We start from the raw sequence: 22,475 nt of genomic DNA, 5'->3' as shown, positions 1-22,475 counted from the left end.
ACGTGAAATATATCTCTACCCGTGGGGACGCCCCAGAACTCAGCTTTGCCGAGGCGATGCTGACAGGACTTGCTCGGGACGGGGGGCTTTATGTGCCCAAGAAGATCCCGACGCTTGAGGCGGATGCGATTGCCGCTATGGCAGGCAAGACCTATGAAGAGGTGGCCTTTGAGGTGATGAAACCCTTCATTGGCGAAAGCTTCACCGACGAGGAATTCAAAGGCATCATTGAACGCGCCTATGCCGGTTTCCGCCACGAAGCCCGCGCGCCTTTGGTGCAGCTTGCGCCAAACCACTATCTGCTGGAACTCTTCCACGGCCCGACGCTCGCCTTCAAAGATTTCGCGATGCAGTTGATCGGTCAGCTTTTCCAATTCGAATTGACCCGCCGCGGTGAGAAAGTCACCATCGTCGGCGCGACCTCGGGCGATACAGGCTCCGCCGCGATTGAGGCTTTCCGCGGCCTTGATAATGTCGACGTCTTTATTCTGTTCCCGGATGGTCGTGTGTCCGACATCCAGCGCAAACAGATGACCACTCCAGCCGACAACAACGTCCACGCGCTCGCCTTGGACGGAGACTTTGACGACTGTCAGGCGCGTCTCAAGGACATGTTCAATGATTTCGAGTTCCGTGACGGGGTGAAACTTGCCGGTGTGAACTCGATCAACTGGGCGCGGGTTCTGGCGCAGGTGGTGTATTATTTCTCGTCTGCTGTGTCGCTGGGCGCGCCGCATCGCAAGGTTTCCTTCACCGTGCCAACGGGCAACTTCGGGGATATCTTTGCAGGCTATATCGCCAAGCGCATGGGGCTGCCGATTGAGCAGCTTGTGATTGCCACCAACCAGAACGACATCCTGCACCGCACCATGGAAACCGGCGCGTATACCAAAGAGGGCGTAACGCCCTCGATCAGCCCGTCTATGGACATTCAGGTCAGCTCGAACTTTGAGCGTGCGCTCTTTGACGCTTATGACCGAGAGGGCTCTGTCGTCGCGCAATTGATGGAAGACCTCAAAGACGGCTCTTTCACCATCAGCCAAGGCGCGATGGAAATGCTGCGCGAGAATTTCGCTTCGGGTCGCGCCTCTGAGGAGGAGACCACAGCTACCATCAAATCCGAATATGCCGCCAGCGGCGAAGTCCTTTGCCCGCATTCCGCTGTGGGCGTGAAGGTCGGCAATGAGCATCTGTCGAGCGTTCCGATGATCACACTTGCCACCGCGCATCCCGCGAAATTCCCGGATGCGGTTGAGGCCGCCATGGGCACGCGCCCCGGCTTGCCACCCCACATGGCGGATATGATGGACAAAGAAGAACGGGTCTGTAAGGTGCCCAACCAATTGGCCCTTCTGGAAACTCTCATCAAAGATCGGATCGCTGCGCGTTGACGGTAAAACTTCACACTCTTTCCAATGGGTTCACCATTGTCACGGAACATATGCCTGGCCTGCAATCGGCCTCAGTCGGCATCTGGGTGACAGCAGGCGGGCGTCATGAGCGCATCGCGCAAAACGGCATCGCGCATTTTCTTGAGCATATGGCGTTCAAAGGCACTGAAAAGCGCAACGCGCTGCAAATTGCCGAGGCGATTGAAGATGTGGGCGGCTATATCAACGCCTATACCAGCCGCGAAGTCACAGCCTATTATGCGCGCGTTTTGAAAGGCGATGTGCCGCTGGCGATTGATGTGATCGGCGACATCCTTCTAAACCCTGTCTTTGACCCGAACGAGATCGAGGTCGAACGCGGCGTGATCCTGCAAGAGATTGGTCAGGCTTTGGATACGCCGGATGATGTGATCTTTGATTGGCTGCAAGAGCGCGCCTATCCTGATCAGCCAATGGGTCGCACGATCCTTGGGCCTCAGGAACGGGTCAGTGCTTTCACGCGCGATGATCTCAAGACCTTTGTGGCTGAACACTATAGACCTGAGCGAATGATCCTTTCCGCCGCCGGTGGTGTGGATCACGACGAGATTGTGAAAGTCGCCGAAGAGATGTTTGGCCATCTGCCCAAAGGCTCTTTCCGTCCGATGGAGGCTGCGCGGTTTGAGGGCGGTGAATACCGCACCGAGAAGAGCCTGGAGCAAGCGCATTTCGCACTGGGTCTTGAGAGCCCGGATTATAAGAACGACGACATCTATACGGCTCAGATCTATTCGATTGCTCTGGGTGGCGGCATGTCCTCGCGTCTCTTCCAAGAGGTGCGCGAGAAGCGCGGGCTTTGCTACACGATCTATGCCTCGGCAGGAGCCTATGCCGACAGCGGTATGATGACGATCTATGCGGGCACGTCGGGCGATCAGGTCGCGGATCTGGCCGACATCACGATTGATGAGCTTAAGCGTGCCGCAGACGACATGAGTTCTGCTGAAATCGAACGCGCCAAGGTGCAGATGAAAGCAGGCATGCTGATGGGGTTGGAAAGCCCGTCAAGCCGCGCAGAACGTCTGGCCCGAATGGTTTCGATCTGGGGACGTGTTCCTGGCCTTGAGGAAACCGTGGCCAAGATCGACGCGGTCTCGGACGCGGGCGTGCGGGACTTTGCCGCCCATATGGCGGTCAACGCCCGCGCTGCCTTGGCGCTTTACGGGCCGGTTGCGGCTGCACCCGAGCTTGAGAAACTCCAAACCCGCCGCGCTGCCTGATGTTACTGACGCGCAAGAAAGTCCGGATCGAGACAGAGCGGATGACCTTGCGCCCGCCGATCCATAGCGACTTTCGCGCATGGGCTGCGCAACGCGAAGGCAGCATTGATTTCCTTGCGCCTTGGGAGCCTGCCTGGGCAGTGGATCACCTAACCCGCAAGAGCTTTACCAACCGCGTATATTGGGCGCAGAGGGCTATTGGCAACGGCTCGGCCGTGCCTTTGTTTCTGACAGATCGCGGGTCTGGTGCTTTGCTTGGAGCGATCACGCTCGACAATATCCGTCGTGGGCCTGCGCAGGCGGGCACGCTTGGTTACTGGGTCGGTCAAAGTTTCGCGCGTCAGGGCTATATGCGCGAGGCGATTGAAGCGGTGGTGCATTATGCCTTTACGCATATGGACCTCAGCCGCATAGAGGCCGCTTGTCTACCGGAAAACACGCCCAGCCGAGGTGTTCTAGAGAAATCCGGTTTCAAATACGAAGGCGTGGCCCAAAGCTATCTGCAGATCAACGGACGCTGGCGCACCCATGTGCTCTATGCTTGCTTGCGCGGCGACCGGCGGGGACGCACTTCGGCCGGCTGAGGGTGTGGATACCTCAGGAGCCTCCGGCGGGAGTATTTTGGGCAAGATGAAATCTGAGCGGATCGTGCTATCCTTTCTGTAAGGAGGGCAGATCATGCGGTTTTTGGTTTTCTTGTTTTTGGTATTTGGGACGGCACTTCAGGCGCAGGAGCGGCGGTATAGCCATTGTATCGCGCTGGCGGAGGCGACGCCGGGCATGAGCTATGTCCATCTGGCCAGCTTTCGTGATCCTGTAGAGCGAAATTCTGTGCGGATCCGCTATCTGGATCACTCGGCGTTTTTGATCCAGACCGAGGGTGGGCTGTCGGTTGTGACAGATTACACGGGCTATATCGGCAACGTGGATTTCCTGCCGGATGTGGTCACGATGAACCATGGCCACAGCAGCCATTGGACACCAGTTCCTGATCCAGCCATACCCCATGTTCTGCGAGGCTGGGGCGAGTTTGGCAAAGGTATCGAGCATCATGTCGATCTGGGTGAAATGTTAGTGCGGAATGTATCAACCGATATCCGCTCTGGGTTCGGGATGGAGCCGAAGGGCAATTCGATCTTTGTCTTTGAAGTCGCGGGGCTTTGCATTGGCCACCTCGGGCATCTGCACCATGAACCGGATGCGGCGCAATATGCAGCACTTGGGCGGCTTGATGTGGTGATGGCGGCTGTGGATGGTGGTATGACGTTGGATCATCAGACCATGATGGCTGTGATGCGGCGGTTGAAGTCCTCGATCGTGATCCCGATGCATTGGTTTGGGCGCGGCACTTTGGACAGTTTCCTGATCGGCATGTCCGAGGATTTCGCCATTGTGGATGAGGGCGTGAACGATCTTGAGGTCTCGTTGCGCAGCCTGCCGGACAGGCCGACGATCATCGTGTTGCAGCCCAAATTCCTGAGTGAACCCTAGACGTAAGCTCCGGACATGGTAGGGCTAGGCCTATGAGTTTGAAACCCGCCGATTCCGCATTTCTTGACCGTGTTGCCAGCCATGTTGGCGCAGGCGTTTTGTCTGAACCTGAGCCGCGCTATCTGGAAGAGCCGCGCGGACGTTTTGCGGGGCAGGCGGCGGCTGTTGCGAAGCCGCGCACGGTTGAGGAGGTCGCAGCACTTGTGCGCCTCTGCAACGAGGCCTCGGTGCCTGTGGTGCCATACGGGGGCGGAACGGGGCTTGTGGGCGGTCAGGTGAAAGGCGAGGGTGTTGTGCCCTTGGTGATCTCGCTTGAACGCATGCGCGCCATTCGAGACGTATTTCCTGAAGAAAACGTAATCATTGCCGAAGCGGGCGCCGTCCTTGAAGCCGTTCAAGCGGCCGCGCAGGAGGCGGATCGGCTGTTTCCCCTGTCCCTCGCAGCGCAGGGTTCCTGTCAGATCGGCGGCAACCTCGCGACCAATGCAGGCGGGGTCAATGTGCTGCGCTATGGCAATGCGCGCGACCTGTGTTTGGGGCTTGAGGCGGTCTTGCCTAGTGGCGAGATCTGGCACGGGCTGAGCCGATTGCGCAAAGATAATACGGGCTATGACCTTAAGAACCTTTTGATTGGCGCAGAGGGGTCGTTGGGGATCATCACAGCCGCGTCGCTGAAACTCTTTGCGCGTCCGGTCGGGGAAGGGACGGCGTTGATGGCGGTGCCCTCTGTTGCGGCAGCTTTGGATCTTTTGGCGATCACGCGGGACCATGTGGGCGAGGCGGTGTCGGCCTTTGAGCTGATCCATCGTGAGGGGCTGGATTTCCTTGCCGAAACCATGCCTGAGGTGCGCCAGCCTTTTGCAGAAAAGCCTGATTGGTGCGTCCTGATCGACCTTGGACTAGGCGCAGGCCAAGAACCACAAAGCGTTCTTGAGGCGATTTTTGCGACCGCTTTGGAGCGGGATCTGGTGCTGGATGGGCTGATTGCGCAGTCTGAAACGCAGCGCGGAGAATTTTGGTCCGTTCGCGAAAGCATCCCTCTGGCGAACCGCAAAATTGGGGCGATCCTCAGCAATGATATCTCGATCCCGATTTCGCGGATTGCGGAGTTTGTGGTCGAAGGGCATACTGCTTTGGCCAAGCTTGGACCCCTCAGGATCAACGCGTTCGGGCACCTTGGGGACGGCAACCTGCACTACAACGTCTATCCGCCGAAGGGCGAAAATCGAAATAATTACAATCACCTAATTGATGATGTTAAAGGCATCGTCAACGGGTTGGTCCACAAATACAACGGCTCGATAAGCGCGGAACATGGGATCGGGCGCATGAAAACGGGCGAGTTGGAACGCTATGGCGATCCGGTGAAACTCGCCACGATGCGTGCGATCAAGTCGGCTTTGGATCCCAAGGGAATAATGAACCCGGGGGTGGTGTTGAAGGCCTAGAGGCCTTCGAACTCGCATAGGACGGAGACGTCCATGCCCATCGCCTCAAGCTTTTTGCGACCACCCAATTCGGGCAGGTCGATGATGAAAGCGCAGCTAAGGATTTCGCCGCCGAGGCGCTCGATCAGTTTGATGCCGGCTTCGGCAGTGCCGCCTGTTGCCAGCAAATCATCCACGACTAGGATTTTTTCACCGGGTTGGATGGCGTCGTCATGCACTTCAACAATCGCCTCACCATATTCCAGCTTATAGTCCTGCGAGATCGTGGTGCCGGGCAGCTTGCCTTTCTTGCGGATCGGCACAAAGCCGACGCTCAGTTGGTGGGCAATCGCTCCGCCCAGAATGAACCCACGTGCCTCAAGACCCACGACCTTGTCGATCCGTTCCCCCGCATAGGGGTGCAGCATTTGGTCAATCGCCATGCGAAAGCCGCGCGGGTCGGCAAAGAGCGTGGTGACATCGCGGAACATGATGCCTTCGTGGGGGAAATCCACGATGGTGCGGATATAGTTTTTGACGGTTTTCGATTTGGGCATGGGAGTCCTTTGGATTTAGGTCGCGCGGCGCAATGTGGCCGTGAGTGCTGCCATAGCAATGAGGGTCGCACCGCCTGCGCGGTTGAGCCAGGTCAGCACAGCGGGGCGGGTGATTTTCGCACGAATGGAATTTGCGCCAAGCGCGAAGACCAGAGCGTTCACGCCGGCGATTGCCACAAAGGTTACGATCAGGATTGCAGCCTGAGGTGCAAAGGCCGCATTCGCGTCGATGAACTGAGGCACGAAGGCGATGAAGAATGTATTGGATTTCGGGTTGAGCGCCGTCACCAAGGCGAGGTCGCGATAGACGCGGCCTTCTGAGGTATTTGCTGGTTTTTCCATCAAAGGCGAGCTTTCGGTGGAGCTCATCAGCATCCGAACACCGAGATAGAACAGATAGGCCGCGCCGATCCATTTCAGGATGGTGAAGGCTGTTGCCGAGGCCAGAAACAGCGCGCCAAGGCCGATGACGGAGACGGTCATGGCGATGAGGTCTCCGGTCGCCACACCGAGCGCTGAGGCGATCGCGACGCGGCGGCCTTGGGTCATGGCGTAGCTGAGGACCAACAAAAGTGTCGGTCCGGGCATGACCAATAGCGCAGTGGAGGCGGCGGCAAAGCTGAGCCAGAGAGTAAACTCCATGATCCGCCCTTACGCGTTCAGAACCCGGCCCGCGACCGCGTCGAGTTTCGCCACGACCTCAGGGTCGCGCGCATCAGGAGCCGTCAGGATCGCGAACTCCAGAGCTTTGTCGCAACCATGCGGGCAGTCTTCGCGTTCAGCACCCAAGAGCGCGGGCAGCTCTTTGACCAGATTGCGCGCCTTGTCGGCGTTGCCCATGAGGGTCTTGATGATCTCTGTCACATCGACTTCGCCGTGGTCTGGGTGCCAACTGTCATAATCGGTGATCATCGCGACGGAGGCATAGCAAAGCTCGGCCTCGCGCGCGAGTTTGGCTTCGGGCATATTGGTCATGCCGATGACGTCGCAGCCCCAGCTTTCGCGGTACATTTTGGATTCCGCCAATGTGGAAAACTGCGGTCCTTCCATCGCCAGATAGGTGCCGCCGCGATGCACGTTGATGCCTGCGGTTTTGGCCGCGGTTTCGCAAGCGTCGGACAGGCGCGGGCAGGTTGGATGAGCAACCGACACATGCGCGACGCAACCGGTGCCAAAGAAGGATTTCTCACGTGCAAAGGTGCGGTCAATGAATTGATCTACAATGACAAAATCGCCCGGAGCCATCGCCTCGCGGAACGACCCGCAGGCCGATACAGAGATTACATCGGTCACGCCAAGACGTTTCAAAGCGTCAATATTGGCGCGATAGGGCACCGTCGTCGGAGAGTGCCTATGTCCACGCCCGTGACGCGGCAGAAATGCCATTTTCACGCCGTTCAGGCTACCTGTCAGGATTTGATCCGAGGGATCGCCCCAAGGGGTTTCAACCGAGACCCACTCCGCGCCCTCAAGCCCGTCGATGTCGTAAATTCCAGAGCCGCCGATCACGGCAATCATGGTCTCTTTGGCGGTCTCGGTCATCGGGGGCTCCCTCGTGAATTGGCTGATCTTACTGGCCGTATTCTTGGCCCTAGCCGTGCAGGGATGCAACCGCACATTGGTCATATTTTCGGCAACCCATGGCACAGAGACCGCGCTGGCCTGTTCTATTGGCACCACGGCCCGCCAAAACCCTGCGCTGCCCTTGTCGCGCTTGGCAATATCCGATAGGGCGGCCACAACTTCGCCAGCTATTTCAGGACATATCATGAGATCCGCACTCGCCGCTTTGGCCAAAAACATCACGCCTCCGAACCTGTCGATCATGCAGGACGAAGGCTGGTCCGTCGCGCGGGTGCGCACGGAGCTGTTGTCGGGCCTGACGGTGGCCCTCGCGCTGGTGCCTGAGGCGGTGGCTTTTGCTTTTGTGGCGGGCGTGCATCCGTTGGTTGGCCTTTACGCGGCCTTTCTGGTTGGTTTGATCACCGCTCTGATCGGCGGGCGTCCGGGTATGATTTCGGGCGCGACCGGTGCTTTGGCTGTGGTCATGGTGGCGCTGGTGGCGGAGCACGGTGTTGAGTACCTCTTTGCGACGGTCGTCCTGATGGGCATCCTGCAGGTCATCGCGGGTGTCATGCAGTGGGGTAAGTTCATTCGACTGGTGCCTCATCCAGTGATGCTGGGCTTTGTGAACGGTCTGGCGATTGTGATTTTCCTGGCGCAGATGACGCAATTTAAAGTGCCGGGATCGGTTGAGAACACGGGCCATGGAATGAGCGGCGGTGAATGGCTGGCAGGGCCTCAGCTGATGACGATGCTGGGTCTGGTCGCGCTGACCATGGCAATCATCTGGGTTATGCCACGCATCACCAAAGTCATTCCGGCGCCTTTGGCGGGGATCGGTATTGTGGCAGTTCTGGTGATTGCACTGGGTCTGGACGTGCCGCGCGTGGGCGATATGGCCTCGATTGAAGGCGGTCTGCCACTGTTCCACATTCCAATGGTGCCGCTGAATTGGGAGACCTTCCAGATCATCCTGCCTTACGCGGTGATCCTCGCAGCCATCGGCCTGATCGAGAGCTTGCTAACGCTGAACCTTGTTGGTGAGATCACCGGCAAACGGGGTGGTGCAAGTCAGGAATGTATCGCGCAGGGCACTGCGAATGTGGTGACGGGTTTCTTCGGCGGCATGGGCGGTTGTGCGATGATTGGTCAGTCGATGATCAACGTGAAATCGGGTGGCCGCACTCGGATCGCGGGTGTCTTTGCCGCGCTCTGTCTTTTGCTCTTTATCGTGGCTGCGAGCCCTCTGATTGAGCAGATTCCGCTGGCCGCGCTGGTCGGCGTGATGTTTATGGTCGTGATCGGCACCTTCGCGTGGAACTCGTTGAAGATCATGCGCAAAGTGCCTTTGACCGATGCCTTCGTGATCGTTCTGGTGACCGTTGTGACCGTCATGACCGACCTCGCGATTGCGGTCGTTGTGGGCGTGATCGTCTCGGCCCTGGCTTATGCGTGGGGCAACGCGACGCGGATCACCGCGACCACCCGCGAGTCTGTAACCGACAAAGGTGCCAAGGTTTATGAGATCCAAGGACCTTTGTTCTTTGGCTCCTCAGACGGGTTTGTCGAGCTGTTTGACGTGCAAAACGATCCAGACAGCGTGATCGTCGATTTTGCCAACAGCCGCGTGGCCGACCAGTCCGCGCTGCAGGCGATTGAGGCGATGGCGGGCAAATATGAAGCGGCGGGCAAGAAGCTCACTCTGCGCCACCTTAGCCGCGATTGCCACCAGTTGCTGACCCGCGCGGGCCACCTTGTGATCGACAGTGATGATGACCCCGATTATCAGGTCGCCGCGGATTATTCCGTACGGACTGGCATCTTGGGTGGTCATTAAGATCTGATCCGTTATCAATAGGGCGTGCGTTTCGCGCGCCCTTTTTTGTTGGAGCAGTCGGTGGTTTTTGTCACGATCCTCAGCGGGTTGATCCCGTCGTTCTTGATGGTCATTCTGGGCGGCCTCGTGCGCAAACGCCTGTCTGAGAACGCGTGGCAGGGGCTGGATAAGCTCAACTTTGAGATCCTCTTTCCGACGCTGTTGTTTGTGGCAGCCTCGGGTCGTCCGATTGCACTTTCACAGGTGGCCTCAATTGCGCCTTTGGCGTGGGGGATCTTGGTCGCTGGGCTGCTCTTTGGCTATTTGGCGCGACCCTTTGGGCCCGAACGGTTTCTTGATTTCGCGGGCTGCTGGCAGACCGCTTGGCGGTTCAACACAGCGCTTGGTTTTGTCGCTATCGGGGCGCTCAGCGGGGGCGATGCGGCTATCTTTGCGGTGGTTGTTGGAATGGGCGTGCCAATGGCGAATGTCTTTGCCGTTTCTGGGCTGTCGCGAGACGGCCAGCTGGGCATCCTCGGCACCCTGAAACGCGTCGCGCTCAACCCGTTCCTGATCGCGAGCCTTGGGGGGGTGGTTGTCGCCCTGACAGGCGTTCAAATCCCTGGGCCAGTGCTTGCGCCATTGGAGATGCTGGCGCAAGCGGCGATCCCTGTCGCGCTGATTTCTATCGGAGCCACGATGAACTGGGGCGCTTTGGCAAGGCTGGACCGCTTCACAGGCATCTTGAACGGCACAAAACTGATGATCCTGCCCGCATTAGTTTGCATCGTCGCGCTGGTAGTCGGAGCCACTGGCCCCTTGGTGCAAGTGCTGATCGTATTCGCAGCCCTGCCGACCGCGTCCGCCGCGCATGTATTGGCCGCAGGCTTTGGAGCAGATCGCAAGCTAGTGGCAACGCTGATTGCGCAGACCACATTGCTTTCAGCGGCGACGCTACCTGTGTGGATCCTGATCGCGCAGACTCTGTTTTAGTCGTCAGGTCGCGCCAGCGAAAAGACCTCTGAGACCTTGGCATAGTCCCGATAACCCAGGCGCGCCAAAGGTTCGTAAGTGGTCACATCAAAGATGCCGTCCACAATGCACTCATCGCGCAGATGCACGCCGGTGACTTCGCCGATCACCATGAAATTGCTCGCGCCTTTCAGCGTCACGATCTGATCGAGTTTGCATTCTAGGCTCGCAGGGGCCTCGAGCACGCGCGGGCATCCTATCGTGTTGCAATGGGCAGCTGTGAGGCCCGCCTTTTGGAACTCGTCAACATCCTTGTCAAAGCCAGTGCTTGAGACATTCATCGCATTCTGAAGCGCGTTTGAGACGATGTTGACGCAGAACTCTCCGGTGGCGCGGATGTTGGCGACAGTGTCCTTGGTGTCGTCCTGATCCGGCTTGCTGGCGGTTGAGGCGAACATCACCTGCATTGGCGCATCAGCGATACCGTTGAAAAAGGAATAGGGCGCGAGGTTGGCGTTGCCCTGGGTATCAATCGTTGAGATCCACGCGATGGGGCGTGGCGAGATGATCGCCTTGAAGGGGTTGTGGGGCAGGGGATGGCCGTCTTCCGCGCGATAAAACATCAGGGGATCCTTCTTCATGTTTGCCCAAGAGGTAACCTCGTGTTAGGGCGGTTTCCACCGAAATCGAAAGGCAGTCGTCGCGGTGTACCATCTGGCGCAAGAAACAGAGCAGGATTGGTGGGAGGTCGAAGCCCTCTATGACCTCTGTTTTGCGCCCGGGCGCGAGGCGCTGTCGTCTTATCGACTGCGCGATGGAGTAGAGAAAGTCTCGGATTTGGCGCTGCTTGCGCGGGATGACGATGGGATTTTGGCAGGGGCTATTCGCTATTGGCCTGTACGGATTGGTGGCGTCGATGCGCTGTTATTGGGGCCGGTCGCCGTGCACCCAACGCGGCAGGGTGAGGGGCTTGGTGGTTTTCTGATCCGCGAAAGCCTTGCCGTTGCAAAAAACTTGTCTTGGCAGAGGGTTATCCTTGTCGGCGACGCGCCATACTATTCGCGTTTTGGCTTTGAGCTGCTGCCAGATGTGGTAATGCCACCCCCCACCAACCCCGCGCGCGTCTTGGGGTATGAGTTGGTCGCCGGAGCTTGGGGCGGCGTCGCAGGTGCGGTGAAATCCTGCGCAGAGGGTTGAAAATCGCGCGGCCTTTGCCAACCTAGAGTGCAAAGGGAGCGTGAGATGAAAGACAATCACTTCAAAGCTAATGTGGACCGCGAGCTTTATCGGCTTGTAGAGCGTTATAATAACGCCGGTGGTTTGGTGATTGAGCTTTTGAACGCGCTGGGTCAGCAAGCCGACGGGCTTTTGGGGCAATTGCCCGTAAAAGCGCGCGACGGGCTGGAAGTGGCGACTGAAAAGGCCTTGGTGCAGGCGATGAAAGCGGCGGATCGCTCGCGTTCTATTCGTGGCAGCGAGACGGGGTGGTTGCAGACAACGTTTGCGACAGCCTTGGGCGCTGCTGGTGGGGCTGGTGGTGTGGGCACCGCTTTGGCCGAGCTTCCCGTGACCACCACGGTTTTCTTGCGCGCCATTCAGGATGTGGCCGAGCAATATGAATTCGATGCGACCTCAGAGAATGTGAAGTTCGACTGTGTTCAGGTCTTTGCGGCTGGCGGGCCTCTATCAGAGGACGATGCAGCCGATCTGGCGTTTCTGTCGTCGCGGATGGCGCTGAGTAGCGGTGGTACACAGAAGCTGATCGCCTGGGTCACGCCGCGTTTGGCGGTGGTTTTAGGGCAAAAGCTGGCGGCGCAGATGGTGCCTGTGATTGGGGCCACGACGGGGGCTCTGACAAATTACGCCTATATGAATTACTACCGCGAGATGGCGCATGTGCATTTCGGGCTGCGGCGTCTGTCGATTGAAGGCGATGTGCCGCATCCCGAGCTGGTCACGATGTTTCGCGAAGCGGCATCGCCTCAGGTGCAGGACCTGCGCAAGGGGTGAGCCTCGCGCAGTGAGTATTTTTGGCAAGATGAAGGCTTAGCCCTGGTTTGCCAGATATTCCATGACGGCGGGGCGCACGCTTTGGTCGCCGCGGTTGCGGGCCTCGTTGATGACATCGCGGACCTCAGAGAGGTTGCTGCGCCGTAAGAGGCTTTTGACCGGGCCGATGGACGCCGGGCGCATCGAAAGCGCGCGCAGACCCATCGCGGCGAGGCAGAGAGCCTCGACCGGCCGGCCGGCATCTTCTCCGCAGAAGCTGAGCGGGGTTTTTGTTGTATTACAACGGTTTGCGATGCCTTCGATGAAGCTAAGGAAACTGACATTCAGCGTGTCATAGCGTTTGCGAACGCGCTCATTCTCGCGGTCTGCGGCAAAGAAGAACTGCTTCAAGTCATTGCCGCCGATGGAAATGAATTCGACCTCTTCGAAGAACTTTTGCGGGGCGAAGCCAAGCGAGGGTGTTTCCAGCATAGCGCCGGTTTTCAGGTCAGACGGCAGTTTGTGGCCCAAACGTTTTTCGCGTTCGATGGCTTTGTCCATCTCGGCGCGGGCGGCTTTATATTCGTCATATTGCGCGATGAAAGGGAACATGACCTTGAGCGGTCGCCCATTGGCTGCGCGCAAAAGCGCCTGAAGCTGCATTCGCAGAACGCCGGGTTTGTCGAGGCCCACGCGGATCGCGCGCCAGCCAAGCGCCGGGTTGGGCTCGTCCTGAGGGGCCATGAAGGGCAGGACTTTGTCTGAGCCGATATCGAGCGTACGGAAGACGACGGATTTGTCTCCCGCGGAATCCATCACATGGCTATAGAGTTCCGCCAGTTCCGTGCGTCCGGGCATCTGGTTGCGGATCAGGAATTGGAGTTCCGTGCGGAAGAGGCCCACGCCTTCGGCTCCAGAGCTTGGCAGCGAAGGCAGGTCGGCCATGAGGCCTGCGTTCATCAAGAGGCTGACGGTTTCGCCATCCAATGTGGTCGCAGGTTTCTCGCGGATCGAGGCATAGCGTTCCTGCGCATTGGCACGCATGGCGGTTTTGTCGCGAAAGGCCGTGACGACGGTGTCATCGGGTCTGAGGTGCACATGGCCCTCATCTCCGTCCACGAGGATCATGTCGCCATTCAGGGCTTCGGTGGTGATCTTGTCAGCGTGGATCACCAAGGGGATCGCCAAGGCCCGCGCTACAATGGTTGCGTGAGAGCCGACAGAGCCTTCCTCCAGCACGATGCCCTTTAATTTCCGGCCATAGTCCAGCAATTCGGCAGGGCCGATGTTGCGTGCAATCAGGATGGGGTTTTCCGGCATGTCAGCGCCAGTGTCAGACCCTTGGCCCGTGAGATTGCGTAAGAGGCGATTTGAGAGGTCATCCAGATCATGCAGACGGTCGCGCAGATAAGCGTCTGTCGCCTGCGCCATGCGCGCGCGCGCGGTGGATTGTTCTTTCTCTACAGCGGCTTCGGCGGTCAGACCCTGATCAATATCTTGCTCCATCCGGCGCAGCCAGCCTTTGGAGTTGGCAAACATCCGGTAGGCTTCCAGAACTTGCACTTGATCTTTGTCGCCGCCCTGAGCACCTGCGAGGAGTTCATCGACGCTGACGCGCAGGTCTTCGATCGCTTTGGTGAGGCGTTGCTTCTCGACCTCGGGGTCATCTGCGATCGGGTTGGTGACAACAACTCGCGGCTCATGCAGCCACACATGACCCTCGGCGGCACCTTCTTGTGCCGTGCCACCTTTGAACATTGCGGGACGTTGGTGCAAGGGCGACAGGGCTGCGCCTTCTCCGACAAAGGCACCGAGCTCGGTCATTTCGGCCAGCACCATCGCGACGACCTCAAGCGCATAGACCTCGTCGGAGGAAAAGTCGCGGCTGGCTTTGGATTGCACGACCAAGACACCCAGTTGCTCGCCCAGACGCTGGATCGGAACACCGCAGAAGGACGAATAAATTTCCTCGCCGGTTTCTGGCATATAGCGGAAGCCTTTTTCGCTGGGGGCGTCAGCGGTGTTCACGATGCGCGCGGATTTGGCGACGCGACCGACAAGGCCTTCGCCAAGGCGCATGCGGGTTTGGTGAACCGCTTCGGCCTTCAGGCCTTCGGTCGCGCAAAGTTCCAGCGTTTCAGCGTCGCGGAACAGATAGATCGAGCACACTTCGGTGCCGATAGACGAGGCAATCAGCTTGGTGATTTTATCCAGCCGCGCCTGACCGGCGCTGTCCTCGGCCAAGGCCTCGCGCAGACGTCCGAGGAGCTTGCGGCTCTCGCTGTCAGATCTTTCCGGCATGTAACTTCAGTCCCAACGCATCCTTTACGACCTGTCTATGCCGAAAACGTCAGAGGGCAAAGCAGGGAAATCACTTAGTTGCGCTTGGGTCGGCTGTGCGTCGACAAATCCATTGTCCCTGCCTGTTTTCTAGCGCTTTCGTTTTTGCGCGCGCAGAAAAGCAACGGGTGGAACGCAAAACGCGGCCCCATTTGGCGCCGCGCTGCAGAAATTTTCGTGTCGGCTGGTTAGGCCGCTTTGTCCAAATCAAACGCATCATGCAGCGCTTGCACTGCCAGCTCCATGTACTTGCGTTCGATCAGAACAGAGATCTTGATCTCGGACGTCGTGATCACCTTGATGTTGATGCCTTCGTCCGACAGGACTTTGAACATCTTGGCCGCCACGCCGGATTGGCTGCGCATGCCGATGCCCACGACGGACACTTTGGCCACGTCTTCGGCAACGATGAGGTTTTCAAAGTTCAGCTCGGTGCCACGGATTGCCTCTACGGCTTTTTCGGCACGTGCAATCTGATCGATGGGCAGGGAGAAGGTCATATTAGTGCGACCGTCTTCTGAGATGTCCTGAACGATCATATCCACATTGACACCCGCATCCGACAGTGACCCAAAGATGATGGCCGCGATGCCCGGGCGGTCAGCCACAGACAAAAGGGTCATTTGAGCTTCGTCGCGGGAATAGGCGACGCCGTTGACGATATTGGATTCCATGATTTCATCCTCATCACAGACGAGCGTTCCGGCCTCGTCAGATTGTTCTTCAAAAGAGCTGAGTACGCGCAGTTTCACCTTATAGCGCATTGCCAGTTCGACCGAGCGGGTTTGCAGGACTTTCGCGCCGAGGGACGCTAGTTCTAGCATCTCTTCAAAGGCGATTTTGTCGAGCTTGCGCGCCTTTTCACAGATGCGTGGGTCGGTGGTATAGACGCCATCCACGTCCGTATAAATGTCGCAACGTTCGGCACCAAAGGCGGCGGCAAAGGCCACAGCGGTCGTGTCAGATCCGCCACGTCCCAATGTGGTGATGCGTCCTTCTGGGCTGATGCCTTGGAAACCCGCGACGACGGCGACCTTCATGCCTTCGGCGAACTTCGCATTGATATTGTCGTTTGGGATCTCTTCGATCCGGGCTGCCGAATGTGCCGATGTGGTTTTGACCGGAACCTGCCAGCCTTGCCAGCTACGCGCCGGAATATCCATTTCTTGCAACGTCAGTGCCATGAGGCCCGCAGTGACGTTCTCACCCGAGCTGACGATCGCATCGTATTCACGCGCGTCATAGAGCGCGGAGGTCTCGTTGACCCAGCCCACCAGTTCGTTGGTTTTACCGGACATCGCAGAGACGATGACGATCACATCATAGCCCTTTGCCACCTCAACGCCCACGCGCTTGGCGGCGCGGCGGATGCGATCCAGGTTCGCGACCGAGGTGCCGCCGAATTTCATTACCAAAGTGGGCATCGCCGTTTGGTCCTAACTTTTGTCTTTCAGATTGCAGCGCGGTTTACGCAATCGCGCCTGCGAAAACAACCGGCAGGGGTGCGGTTTTCTGGCGCTGTTGGGGCTTGGCTTCGCAAAAATGACCGCCGCGGCGGGGCGCTTGCCGCTATAGGCTGCGGCAAGTCCAATTTAGCAGAATTTTCTTGCGCGGTTGGTCGCGAAGCAGAATCGCCTAGTAGGGGTGATCCGCACCGTCAAAGGTTCTGAAACACCCGGTCGAGCTCATGTCGAGCTCATCAAATCGCGCAACCAGACCGTCGGCGGATTGATCCACGGTCGTGGGGGCGATTGCGCCGCCCATATCCGTGCTGACCCAGCCGGGGTGGTAAATGCCGACGGCGATGCCTTCAGGCTGCAATTCCGTGCTGAGGTTGCGACCGACGTTGAGGACGGCCGCCTTGGAAGCGCGGTAGATATAGCTACCGCCCGGCGCGCGCGTGTGGCTGGCCATCTGGCTGGAAATGATTGCGATTTTGGCGCTCTCGGCCAGGCGCAGGTTCGGCAAGAGGGATTGAACGGTCAGAAAGACGCCCGTGACATTGGCGGCAAAGGTGTCGGCCCACATTTGGGCGGGATAGCCTGCGTCCAAATCATGTCCCTTGTCCAGATAAACGCCCGCGTTGCAGACCAATAGGTCGACAGGCTGATCAGTCATCTGCTCGGCAAAGGCCTTTTGAGCAGCTACATCTGTGACGTCCAGCTTTGCGTAATCTCCGCCCGCGCGGGACGTGCCTGTGACCTGATCCCCTCGAGAGTGATAGCGCGACAATAGAGCCTGACCAATTCCTCGATTGGCCCCGGTGATGACGACATGCATGAAAGTATCCTTAGGTGATGAGAGACTTAGTTGGATTTTCGCCCGGGCGTGAAAGGCAGCGGCACAACCGGAACGCCATCTTCGATCAGGCTCTTGGCCTCTTCGGGTTTGGCCTCGCCGTAAATGGCGCGTTCTGGCGTATCGCCCATATGCATAGAGCGCGCCTCTTGCGCGAAATTCGCGCCCACATAATCGGAGTTCTTTTCGACCTGCTTCTTCAACTCAGCCAAAGCCTGTTCCGCCGGATTGGCAGGGGAGGACAAGGGCGTCTCGGCCTCTTTCACGGGTGTTGCCGCAGAACGGGCGGGGCGCACGCGCGGGGCCATGATGGCTTTTTCGACCTGTGTGTCGCCACAGATCGCGCAAGTCACCATGCCCGCTGCCTTCAGCTTGTCAAAGCCTTCGGCGGATTGAAACCAGCTGTCAAAGCGGTGGTCGTTTGAGCATTTGAGCGTGTATTGGATCATGGTCGCGCGTCTATCGTAGGTAGAATTTACTTAGGCCGCTGCGCGCAAAGGATCAAGCGTGTCGCGATCACGATCTGACGTGGGTGTGTCAATGCACCTGACGCGGGTCAAAAGAGGCGATGATATGGGAGAGTTCCGGCTCTGTGACCAGCTTGGAGGCCTTTTTCAGGGAAAACCATTTGCGGCGCCGTTGATCGTGTTCCGGATATTCGGTCGCAAGCTTTTTGGCTTTGACCGGATAGACCATGACCAGGCAGGGCAGGTCTCGGCCGCCACCGCGCGTTTTGTAGTAAGAATAGACCCCGAGGCAGCGATCAAAGGTCTTGCCCTTTACGCCCGCTTCTTCCCAAGCTTCGGTCGCGGCTGCATCAGACGGGGTTTCCCCCAGCATCGGCCAGCCCTTTGGAATGATCCAGCGCCCGCTATTGCGGCTGGTGACCAAAAGCACCTGCACTTTGTCATTCTTGACGCGATAGACCAACGCAGCAAACTGGCTGCGCATGTCCTTTTTGCGCGCCTTTTGCATTTGAATAGGAAGTTGCACGGGGCTGTGTACCGTCACTTTTAACTGCTTCACTCGTCTTTTTTGGTTAGGCCAACATAGCTGTTTGCGACCTGTGGATAAAGTGGCTCAAAAGAATAATTCGGCAACTGCGGTATTTTGATCGGTTGCGCCCTTGGGGTGCTTAAAGTGGCTGTGGGAATTCGTGGGACCCGATGTGGGAATTGATGGTCCGGCTGGGGAAAGTGGATCGAATCGGCGCGTTGGGGTGTCTAAAACTTCGACGGACGTCGAGTTTTTGCTGGCGAGAAGTCGATTTGAGCAAGTTTTCTGGGAAATAATGGGATATTTGTGGGTGGCGCGTAATTTGAGCCTATGTTGGGTTTGATTGAATTGCTTTGCCTATATGTTGTGCTTTTTGCCCGAGTTCCTGTTGATTTGCAGGGTGTGAATAGGTCTCTCTTGAGTTAATTCTCCCTATAATGCCCAAAATTCCTGTTGATTTCCATGAATTCCCATGTCATCCCTATATGCACGATGAGGACGGGAATAGGGGCGGCAAGACCCCGACAATAAAATCCCAAGACAGGTTTCATACAGGCTCCGCTTTCATCGAACGAAGAGATCCGGCGCGCGAGCGAGCAGACATCCCCCCAGGTGGCGCGCGCAGCTGGACATCCCCGCAAGGCGGGACGAGGGCGGCGAATTGGGCAGTGGCAGCAGCTCAATTCGCCGTTTCCATTTCAGGCCACTGAGGTGGCAAAGACAGTGAGAGGCGCGTCAGGCAGTGGCACGCAGATTTAGAGGCGAAAGCCACCACAAGGTGGACAGCAAGGGCAGGGTGTCGATCCCGGCCTCGTTTCGCCGTGTGCTAGAGGCCTCTGATCCCAACTGGAAATCCGGAGACACCCCCGAGCTTGTGATCGTCTATGGCGACCACCGCCGGAACTATCTGGAATGCTACACGATGGAAGCCATCGAAGAGGTGGACGAAAAGATCGACGCGCTGCCCCGTGGCTCGATGGAGCGTAAAATGCTGCAACGCCTGTTTCATGGACAGTCTTTCCCGACGACTGTCGATGAAACCGGCCGTTTGGTTCTGCCGGCTAAGCTGCGGCAGAAGATCAATCTGGAAAACGAAGCCTTCTTTATTGCGGCAGGTGATACGTTCCAGATTTGGAAAACGGAAACCTACGAGGAAGAAGAGCTCGCCAAGACCGAAGAATGGTTGGATGAGCTGCCAGATGACTTTGATCCTCTGGCCTTCCTGGACAAGCGGCCCGAGGATTGATCGATGTCTAAGGCTGCCACCGAGACGACATCTCCTCACATCCCAGTTTTGCTGAAACCTTTGTTGGCGGCGGTTGCGCCTGTGTCTGGGCGTTGGCTGGACGGCACCTTTGGCGCGGGCGGCTATACGCGCGGTTTGCTTGAGGCGGGGGCTGACAAGGTTTATGGCGTGGATCGCGATCCATTGGCGTTTGACATGGCCGAGGATTGGATTGGCGCGTTCGCCGGTCAGATCGAGTTCATCGCGGATGTGTTCTCCAACATGGACGCCCATGCGCAGGATCTGGATGGGGTGGTCCTGGATCTTGGTGTCAGCTCGATGCAGCTGGACCTCGCGGAGCGCGGCTTTTCCTTCATGAAAGATGGCCCTCTGGATATGCGGATGAGCCAGTCGGGACCATCGGCGGCCGATCTGGTCAATGAATCCTCCGAAGAAGAGATCGCGGATATCCTGTTCCACTACGGCGAAGAGCGCGCAAGCCGCCGCATCGCCCGTGCAATCGTCAAGGCGCGCGCGGATCGGCCGTTTAAGACCACGATAGAACTCACAGATATCATTGAGAAAAACTTGCCGCGCCCAAAGCCCGGGCAAAGCCATCCGGCGACCCGCAGCTTTCAGGGGCTGCGCATTGCGGTGAACAATGAATACGGCGAATTGCTGAATGGTCTGATGGCGGCTGAACGGTCGCTTAAGCCCGGCGGATTGCTGGCCGTAGTTACATTCCATTCGATTGAAGACCGCATGGTCAAGAAGTTCATGGCCGAGCGCGCGGGCCGCACCGGTGGGGGCAATCGTTACGCACCCGAGGTGGCTCAGGACGCGCCAGCCTTTGAACTGCTCACCCGCAAGGCGGTTGGGCCCGATGACGAAGAACTCGCCATCAACCCACGGTCGCGCTCTGCAAAATTGCGCGTGGCCCGTCGCACCGATGCACCAGCAGGCGTGGTCGATGGGGCCAAGATCGGGATGCCCATGTTGGGCGGCCAAAAGAGGGGACGAAAGTAATGCGTAGCCTGCTTTATGTGATGACAGCCCTATCGGTGATCGCCTTGGCCTTCTGGGCCTATCGCGAGAATTATGCCACGCAACAAGCGCTCGGGAATGTTGAAGAGCTGCGCTATGAGATTAGCGAGGCACGTGACCGTCTGGCGATCCTGAAAGCGGAATGGGCTTATCTGAACCGCCCGGATCGCTTGCTGGATCTTGCGGATCTGAACTTTGACCGCCTGCAGCTTCTGCCATTGCAGGCCGATCAGTTCGGTATGGTGGAACAAGTCAGCTATCCCCCTGTGAACATTGATATTATCGACGACGTCGTCGAGGTCTCTAATCAGGAGGCAAACCAATGACTCGCACGCCTCTAAGACCCCTGGCCACGATCCTGCAAGCGCGCCAAAACGGTGCAGATCATAAGGCGATTGAAAAAGAGAACATTCGCCAGCGTCACGAAGAAATGCGCGGCGCGGCGCGTCAGCGGGCCGAGGGGCGTTTATTGGTTCTGGGTGTCATGTTCCTGGCAGCTTTCAGCATCATTGGCATCCGTATGGGCACGCTGTCCCAAAGCGAGGTTGTTGAACCGCGCTCGAGCACCGGCGGCGCACGCATCATGGCGCAGCGCGCCGATATCGTGGATCGCAACGGGCGTATTCTGGCGACCAATATCGAGACCCATAGCCTCTATGCGCAGCCCCAGCAGATGATCGACAAAGAACGGGTCGCGCAGGAACTGGAGCGCATTTTCCCGGATATGAACGAGCAGCGCTTGCTCAAGGATTTCACCGGCAAACGCAAATTCCTTTGGGTGCGCAAAAAGCTGAGCCCCGAGCAGAAACAAGCCGTACATGATATCGGCGATCCCGGTCTGTTGTTTGGCCCGCGTGAGATGCGTCTTTACCCCAACGGTAAACTAGCCGCGCATATTCTGGGCGGCGCGGGTTTTGGTCGTGAGGGCGTGAGTGCCGCCGAAGTCATCGGCGTTGCCGGGGTTGAGAAAACCTTTGATGACATCCTGCGCGATCCGGCCAATGGTGGTAAGGCGCTGACTTTGTCTCTGGACCTGACCATTCAGGCGGCCATGGAGCGGGTGCTTTATGGCGGTATGAAGCTATTGAACGCCAAGGGTGCCGCAGCGGTTCTGATGGATGCGCATACGGGCGAAGTGATTGCTCTGAGCTCTATGCCCGATTTTGATCCAAACGATCGTCCGCGCCCAATCCCGACCGAGGCTGGATCGGAAAGTCCTTTGTTTAACAGAGCCTTGCAGGGCGTTTATGAACTTGGGTCGACCTTCAAGATCTTCACAACCGCTCAGGCGCTTGAGTTGGGATTAGTGACGCCAGAAACCGTGATTGAGACCAAAGGTCCGATGAAGGTACATGGCTACACGATTGGCGAGTTTGAGAACAAAAACTATGGCAAACTCTCGGTCACAGACATCATCGTCAAAAGTTCGAACCGTGGGACGGGGCGCATCGCGCTAGATGTTGGTGCGGAGCGTCAGCAAGAGTTCCTGCAGTCTCTGGGCATGTTTGACCCGACGAAGATCGAAGTTGTCGAGGCGACCGGTGGCAAGCCGCTCAAGCCGTCCAAGTGGACAGATTTGTCAGCCGTGACAATCTCTTACGGTCATGGTCTGTCGGCAACGCCTTTGCATCTGGCCGCAGCCTATGCTGCGATTGCCAATGGTGGTCACAAGATCGAGCCGACGATCCTAAAGCAAAGCGGCGCGAAATATGGCCCGCGGGTCATGAGCCAAGCGGTTGCAGAGGCTAGCGTCGACATGCTGCGCAAGGTGGTCACAGAGGGCACGGCCTCGATGGGTGAGGTGCCGGGCTATCATGTGGCGGGCAAAACCGGCACGGCGGACAAGCCCAAGCCGAACGGTGGCTACTATGAGGACAAGGTGATCAACACTTTCGCCTCGGTCTTCCCCGCGCATGATCCGAAGTACGTCCTCGTGGTGACACTGGACGAACCCGTTGAAACTATGGGCGAAGAGCCGCGCCGTACGGCCGGTTGGACGGCTGTGCCTGTGGCCTCTGAAATCATCGGCCGCGTCGCACCTTTGCTGGGCTTGCTGCCGCACGTTGAACCTGTGGAATTGACTGATATAACCTTGGCAGCGAACTAA

General features: G+C 57.9%; 22 protein-coding genes. 13 read left to right on the top strand and 9 right to left on the bottom strand.

All coding sequences use genetic code 11. The features are described from left to right. The first annotated feature begins 2 nt into the window (after positions 1-2). The 5 genes from thrC (at position 3) to WG622_RS04285 (ending at position 5,589) form a co-directional block, all read left to right on the top strand. On the top strand, positions 3-1,391 hold the full coding sequence (thrC, locus tag WG622_RS04305; RefSeq protein WP_339402446.1) for a threonine synthase: 1,389 nt from the start codon (positions 3-5) through the stop codon (positions 1,389-1,391). Then, complete coding sequence (locus tag WG622_RS04300; protein WP_339402445.1) at positions 1,388-2,650, top strand: M16 family metallopeptidase; 1,263 nt, start codon at positions 1,388-1,390, stop codon at positions 2,648-2,650. Before thrC ends, WG622_RS04300 begins: the two co-directional genes overlap by 4 nt. After that, a complete protein-coding gene (locus WG622_RS04295; RefSeq protein ID WP_339402444.1) occupies positions 2,650-3,234 on the top strand; it encodes a GNAT family N-acetyltransferase in 585 nt (194 codons plus the stop codon). The genes WG622_RS04300 and WG622_RS04295 overlap by 1 nt, the downstream gene beginning before the upstream one ends. Before the next feature lie 94 nt (positions 3,235-3,328). Continuing rightward, on the top strand, positions 3,329-4,141 hold the full coding sequence (locus WG622_RS04290) for an MBL fold metallo-hydrolase (protein ID WP_339402443.1): 813 nt from the start codon (positions 3,329-3,331) through the stop codon (positions 4,139-4,141). Positions 4,142-4,173: 32 nt separating this feature from the next. Beyond that, on the top strand, positions 4,174-5,589 hold the full coding sequence (locus WG622_RS04285; protein WP_339402442.1) for an FAD-binding oxidoreductase: 1,416 nt from the start codon (positions 4,174-4,176) through the stop codon (positions 5,587-5,589). Here WG622_RS04285 and WG622_RS04280 read toward each other — a convergent pair. The 3 genes from WG622_RS04280 to WG622_RS04270 are packed head-to-tail and all read right to left on the bottom strand — an operon-like array spanning position 5,586 to position 7,667. Then, the gene (locus tag WG622_RS04280) at positions 5,586-6,125 is read right to left on the bottom strand and encodes an adenine phosphoribosyltransferase (protein WP_339402441.1); all 540 of its coding nucleotides are present in this window, start codon (positions 6,123-6,125) and stop codon (positions 5,586-5,588) included. The genes WG622_RS04285 and WG622_RS04280 overlap by 4 nt on opposite strands. 15 nt (positions 6,126-6,140) lie before the next feature. Beyond that, positions 6,141-6,767, bottom strand: a complete 627-nt coding sequence (locus WG622_RS04275; RefSeq protein WP_339402440.1) for a LysE family translocator — start codon at positions 6,765-6,767, stop codon at positions 6,141-6,143. A 9-nt stretch (positions 6,768-6,776) separates the two neighbouring features. Continuing rightward, positions 6,777-7,667: an S-methyl-5'-thioadenosine phosphorylase gene (locus tag WG622_RS04270; RefSeq protein WP_339402693.1), complete on the bottom strand. Its 891-nt coding sequence runs from the start codon at positions 7,665-7,667 to the stop codon at positions 6,777-6,779. A 226-nt stretch (positions 7,668-7,893) separates the two neighbouring features. On the opposite strand from WG622_RS04270, the gene WG622_RS04265 reads away from it, so the two are divergent. Then, complete coding sequence (locus WG622_RS04265; protein ID WP_339402439.1) at positions 7,894-9,525, top strand: SulP family inorganic anion transporter; 1,632 nt, start codon at positions 7,894-7,896, stop codon at positions 9,523-9,525. A 60-nt stretch (positions 9,526-9,585) separates the two neighbouring features. Further along, on the top strand, positions 9,586-10,497 hold the full coding sequence (locus WG622_RS04260; protein WP_339402438.1) for an AEC family transporter: 912 nt from the start codon (positions 9,586-9,588) through the stop codon (positions 10,495-10,497). On the opposite strand, the gene WG622_RS04255 is transcribed toward WG622_RS04260, so the two are convergent. After that, positions 10,494-11,099 carry a flavin reductase family protein gene (locus WG622_RS04255; RefSeq protein WP_339402437.1) on the bottom strand — a complete coding sequence of 202 codons (606 nt, stop codon included), beginning with the start codon at positions 11,097-11,099 and terminating at the stop codon, positions 10,494-10,496. The two genes, WG622_RS04260 and WG622_RS04255, sit on opposite strands and share 4 nt — an antisense overlap. Before the next feature lie 82 nt (positions 11,100-11,181). Between WG622_RS04255 and WG622_RS04250 the strand changes: the two genes are divergently transcribed. Beyond that, a complete protein-coding gene (locus tag WG622_RS04250) occupies positions 11,182-11,673 on the top strand; it encodes a GNAT family N-acetyltransferase (protein WP_339402436.1) in 492 nt (163 codons plus the stop codon). 45 nt (positions 11,674-11,718) lie between these two features. Next, on the top strand, positions 11,719-12,486 hold the full coding sequence (locus tag WG622_RS04245) for an EcsC family protein (RefSeq protein ID WP_339402435.1): 768 nt from the start codon (positions 11,719-11,721) through the stop codon (positions 12,484-12,486). Positions 12,487-12,522: 36 nt separating this feature from the next. Here WG622_RS04245 and ptsP read toward each other — a convergent pair whose 3' ends face one another. The 5 genes from ptsP to WG622_RS04220 all read right to left on the bottom strand — a co-directional run bounded on the left by ptsP (position 12,523) and on the right by WG622_RS04220 (position 18,114). Next, positions 12,523-14,766 carry a phosphoenolpyruvate--protein phosphotransferase gene (gene ptsP / locus WG622_RS04240; protein WP_339402434.1) on the bottom strand — a complete coding sequence of 748 codons (2,244 nt, stop codon included), beginning with the start codon at positions 14,764-14,766 and terminating at the stop codon, positions 12,523-12,525. Between the two features lie 227 nt (positions 14,767-14,993). Then, on the bottom strand, positions 14,994-16,229 hold the full coding sequence (locus WG622_RS04235; protein WP_339402433.1) for an aspartate kinase: 1,236 nt from the start codon (positions 16,227-16,229) through the stop codon (positions 14,994-14,996). A gap of 211 nt (positions 16,230-16,440) precedes the next feature. Then, positions 16,441-17,085, bottom strand: coding sequence for an SDR family NAD(P)-dependent oxidoreductase (locus WG622_RS04230; protein ID WP_339402432.1), 645 nt, complete (start codon positions 17,083-17,085; stop codon positions 16,441-16,443). A gap of 26 nt (positions 17,086-17,111) precedes the next feature. After that, complete coding sequence (locus tag WG622_RS04225) at positions 17,112-17,552, bottom strand: DUF1178 family protein (RefSeq protein ID WP_339402431.1); 441 nt, start codon at positions 17,550-17,552, stop codon at positions 17,112-17,114. Between the two features lie 88 nt (positions 17,553-17,640). Continuing rightward, complete coding sequence (locus WG622_RS04220) at positions 17,641-18,114, bottom strand: NUDIX hydrolase (protein ID WP_339402430.1); 474 nt, start codon at positions 18,112-18,114, stop codon at positions 17,641-17,643. Between the two features lie 727 nt (positions 18,115-18,841). Here WG622_RS04220 and mraZ point away from each other — a divergent pair. The 4 genes from mraZ to WG622_RS04200 are packed head-to-tail and all read left to right on the top strand — an operon-like array spanning position 18,842 to position 22,475. After that, positions 18,842-19,345, top strand: coding sequence for a division/cell wall cluster transcriptional repressor MraZ (mraZ, locus tag WG622_RS04215; RefSeq protein WP_209356633.1), 504 nt, complete (start codon positions 18,842-18,844; stop codon positions 19,343-19,345). A 3-nt stretch (positions 19,346-19,348) separates the two neighbouring features. Further along, complete coding sequence (gene rsmH, locus WG622_RS04210) at positions 19,349-20,350, top strand: 16S rRNA (cytosine(1402)-N(4))-methyltransferase RsmH (protein WP_339402429.1); 1,002 nt, start codon at positions 19,349-19,351, stop codon at positions 20,348-20,350. Then, positions 20,350-20,694, top strand: coding sequence for a cell division protein FtsL (gene ftsL, locus WG622_RS04205; RefSeq protein ID WP_339402428.1), 345 nt, complete (start codon positions 20,350-20,352; stop codon positions 20,692-20,694). The genes rsmH and ftsL overlap by 1 nt, the downstream gene beginning before the upstream one ends. Further along, a complete protein-coding gene (locus WG622_RS04200) occupies positions 20,691-22,475 on the top strand; it encodes a peptidoglycan D,D-transpeptidase FtsI family protein (RefSeq protein ID WP_339402427.1) in 1,785 nt (594 codons plus the stop codon). The genes ftsL and WG622_RS04200 overlap by 4 nt, the downstream gene beginning before the upstream one ends.

This window comes from Cognatishimia coralii (genome assembly GCF_037478305.1).
Lineage (GTDB): Bacteria > Pseudomonadota > Alphaproteobacteria > Rhodobacterales > Rhodobacteraceae > Cognatishimia > Cognatishimia coralii.
This window is presented reverse-complemented; position numbering and strand designations above follow the sequence as displayed.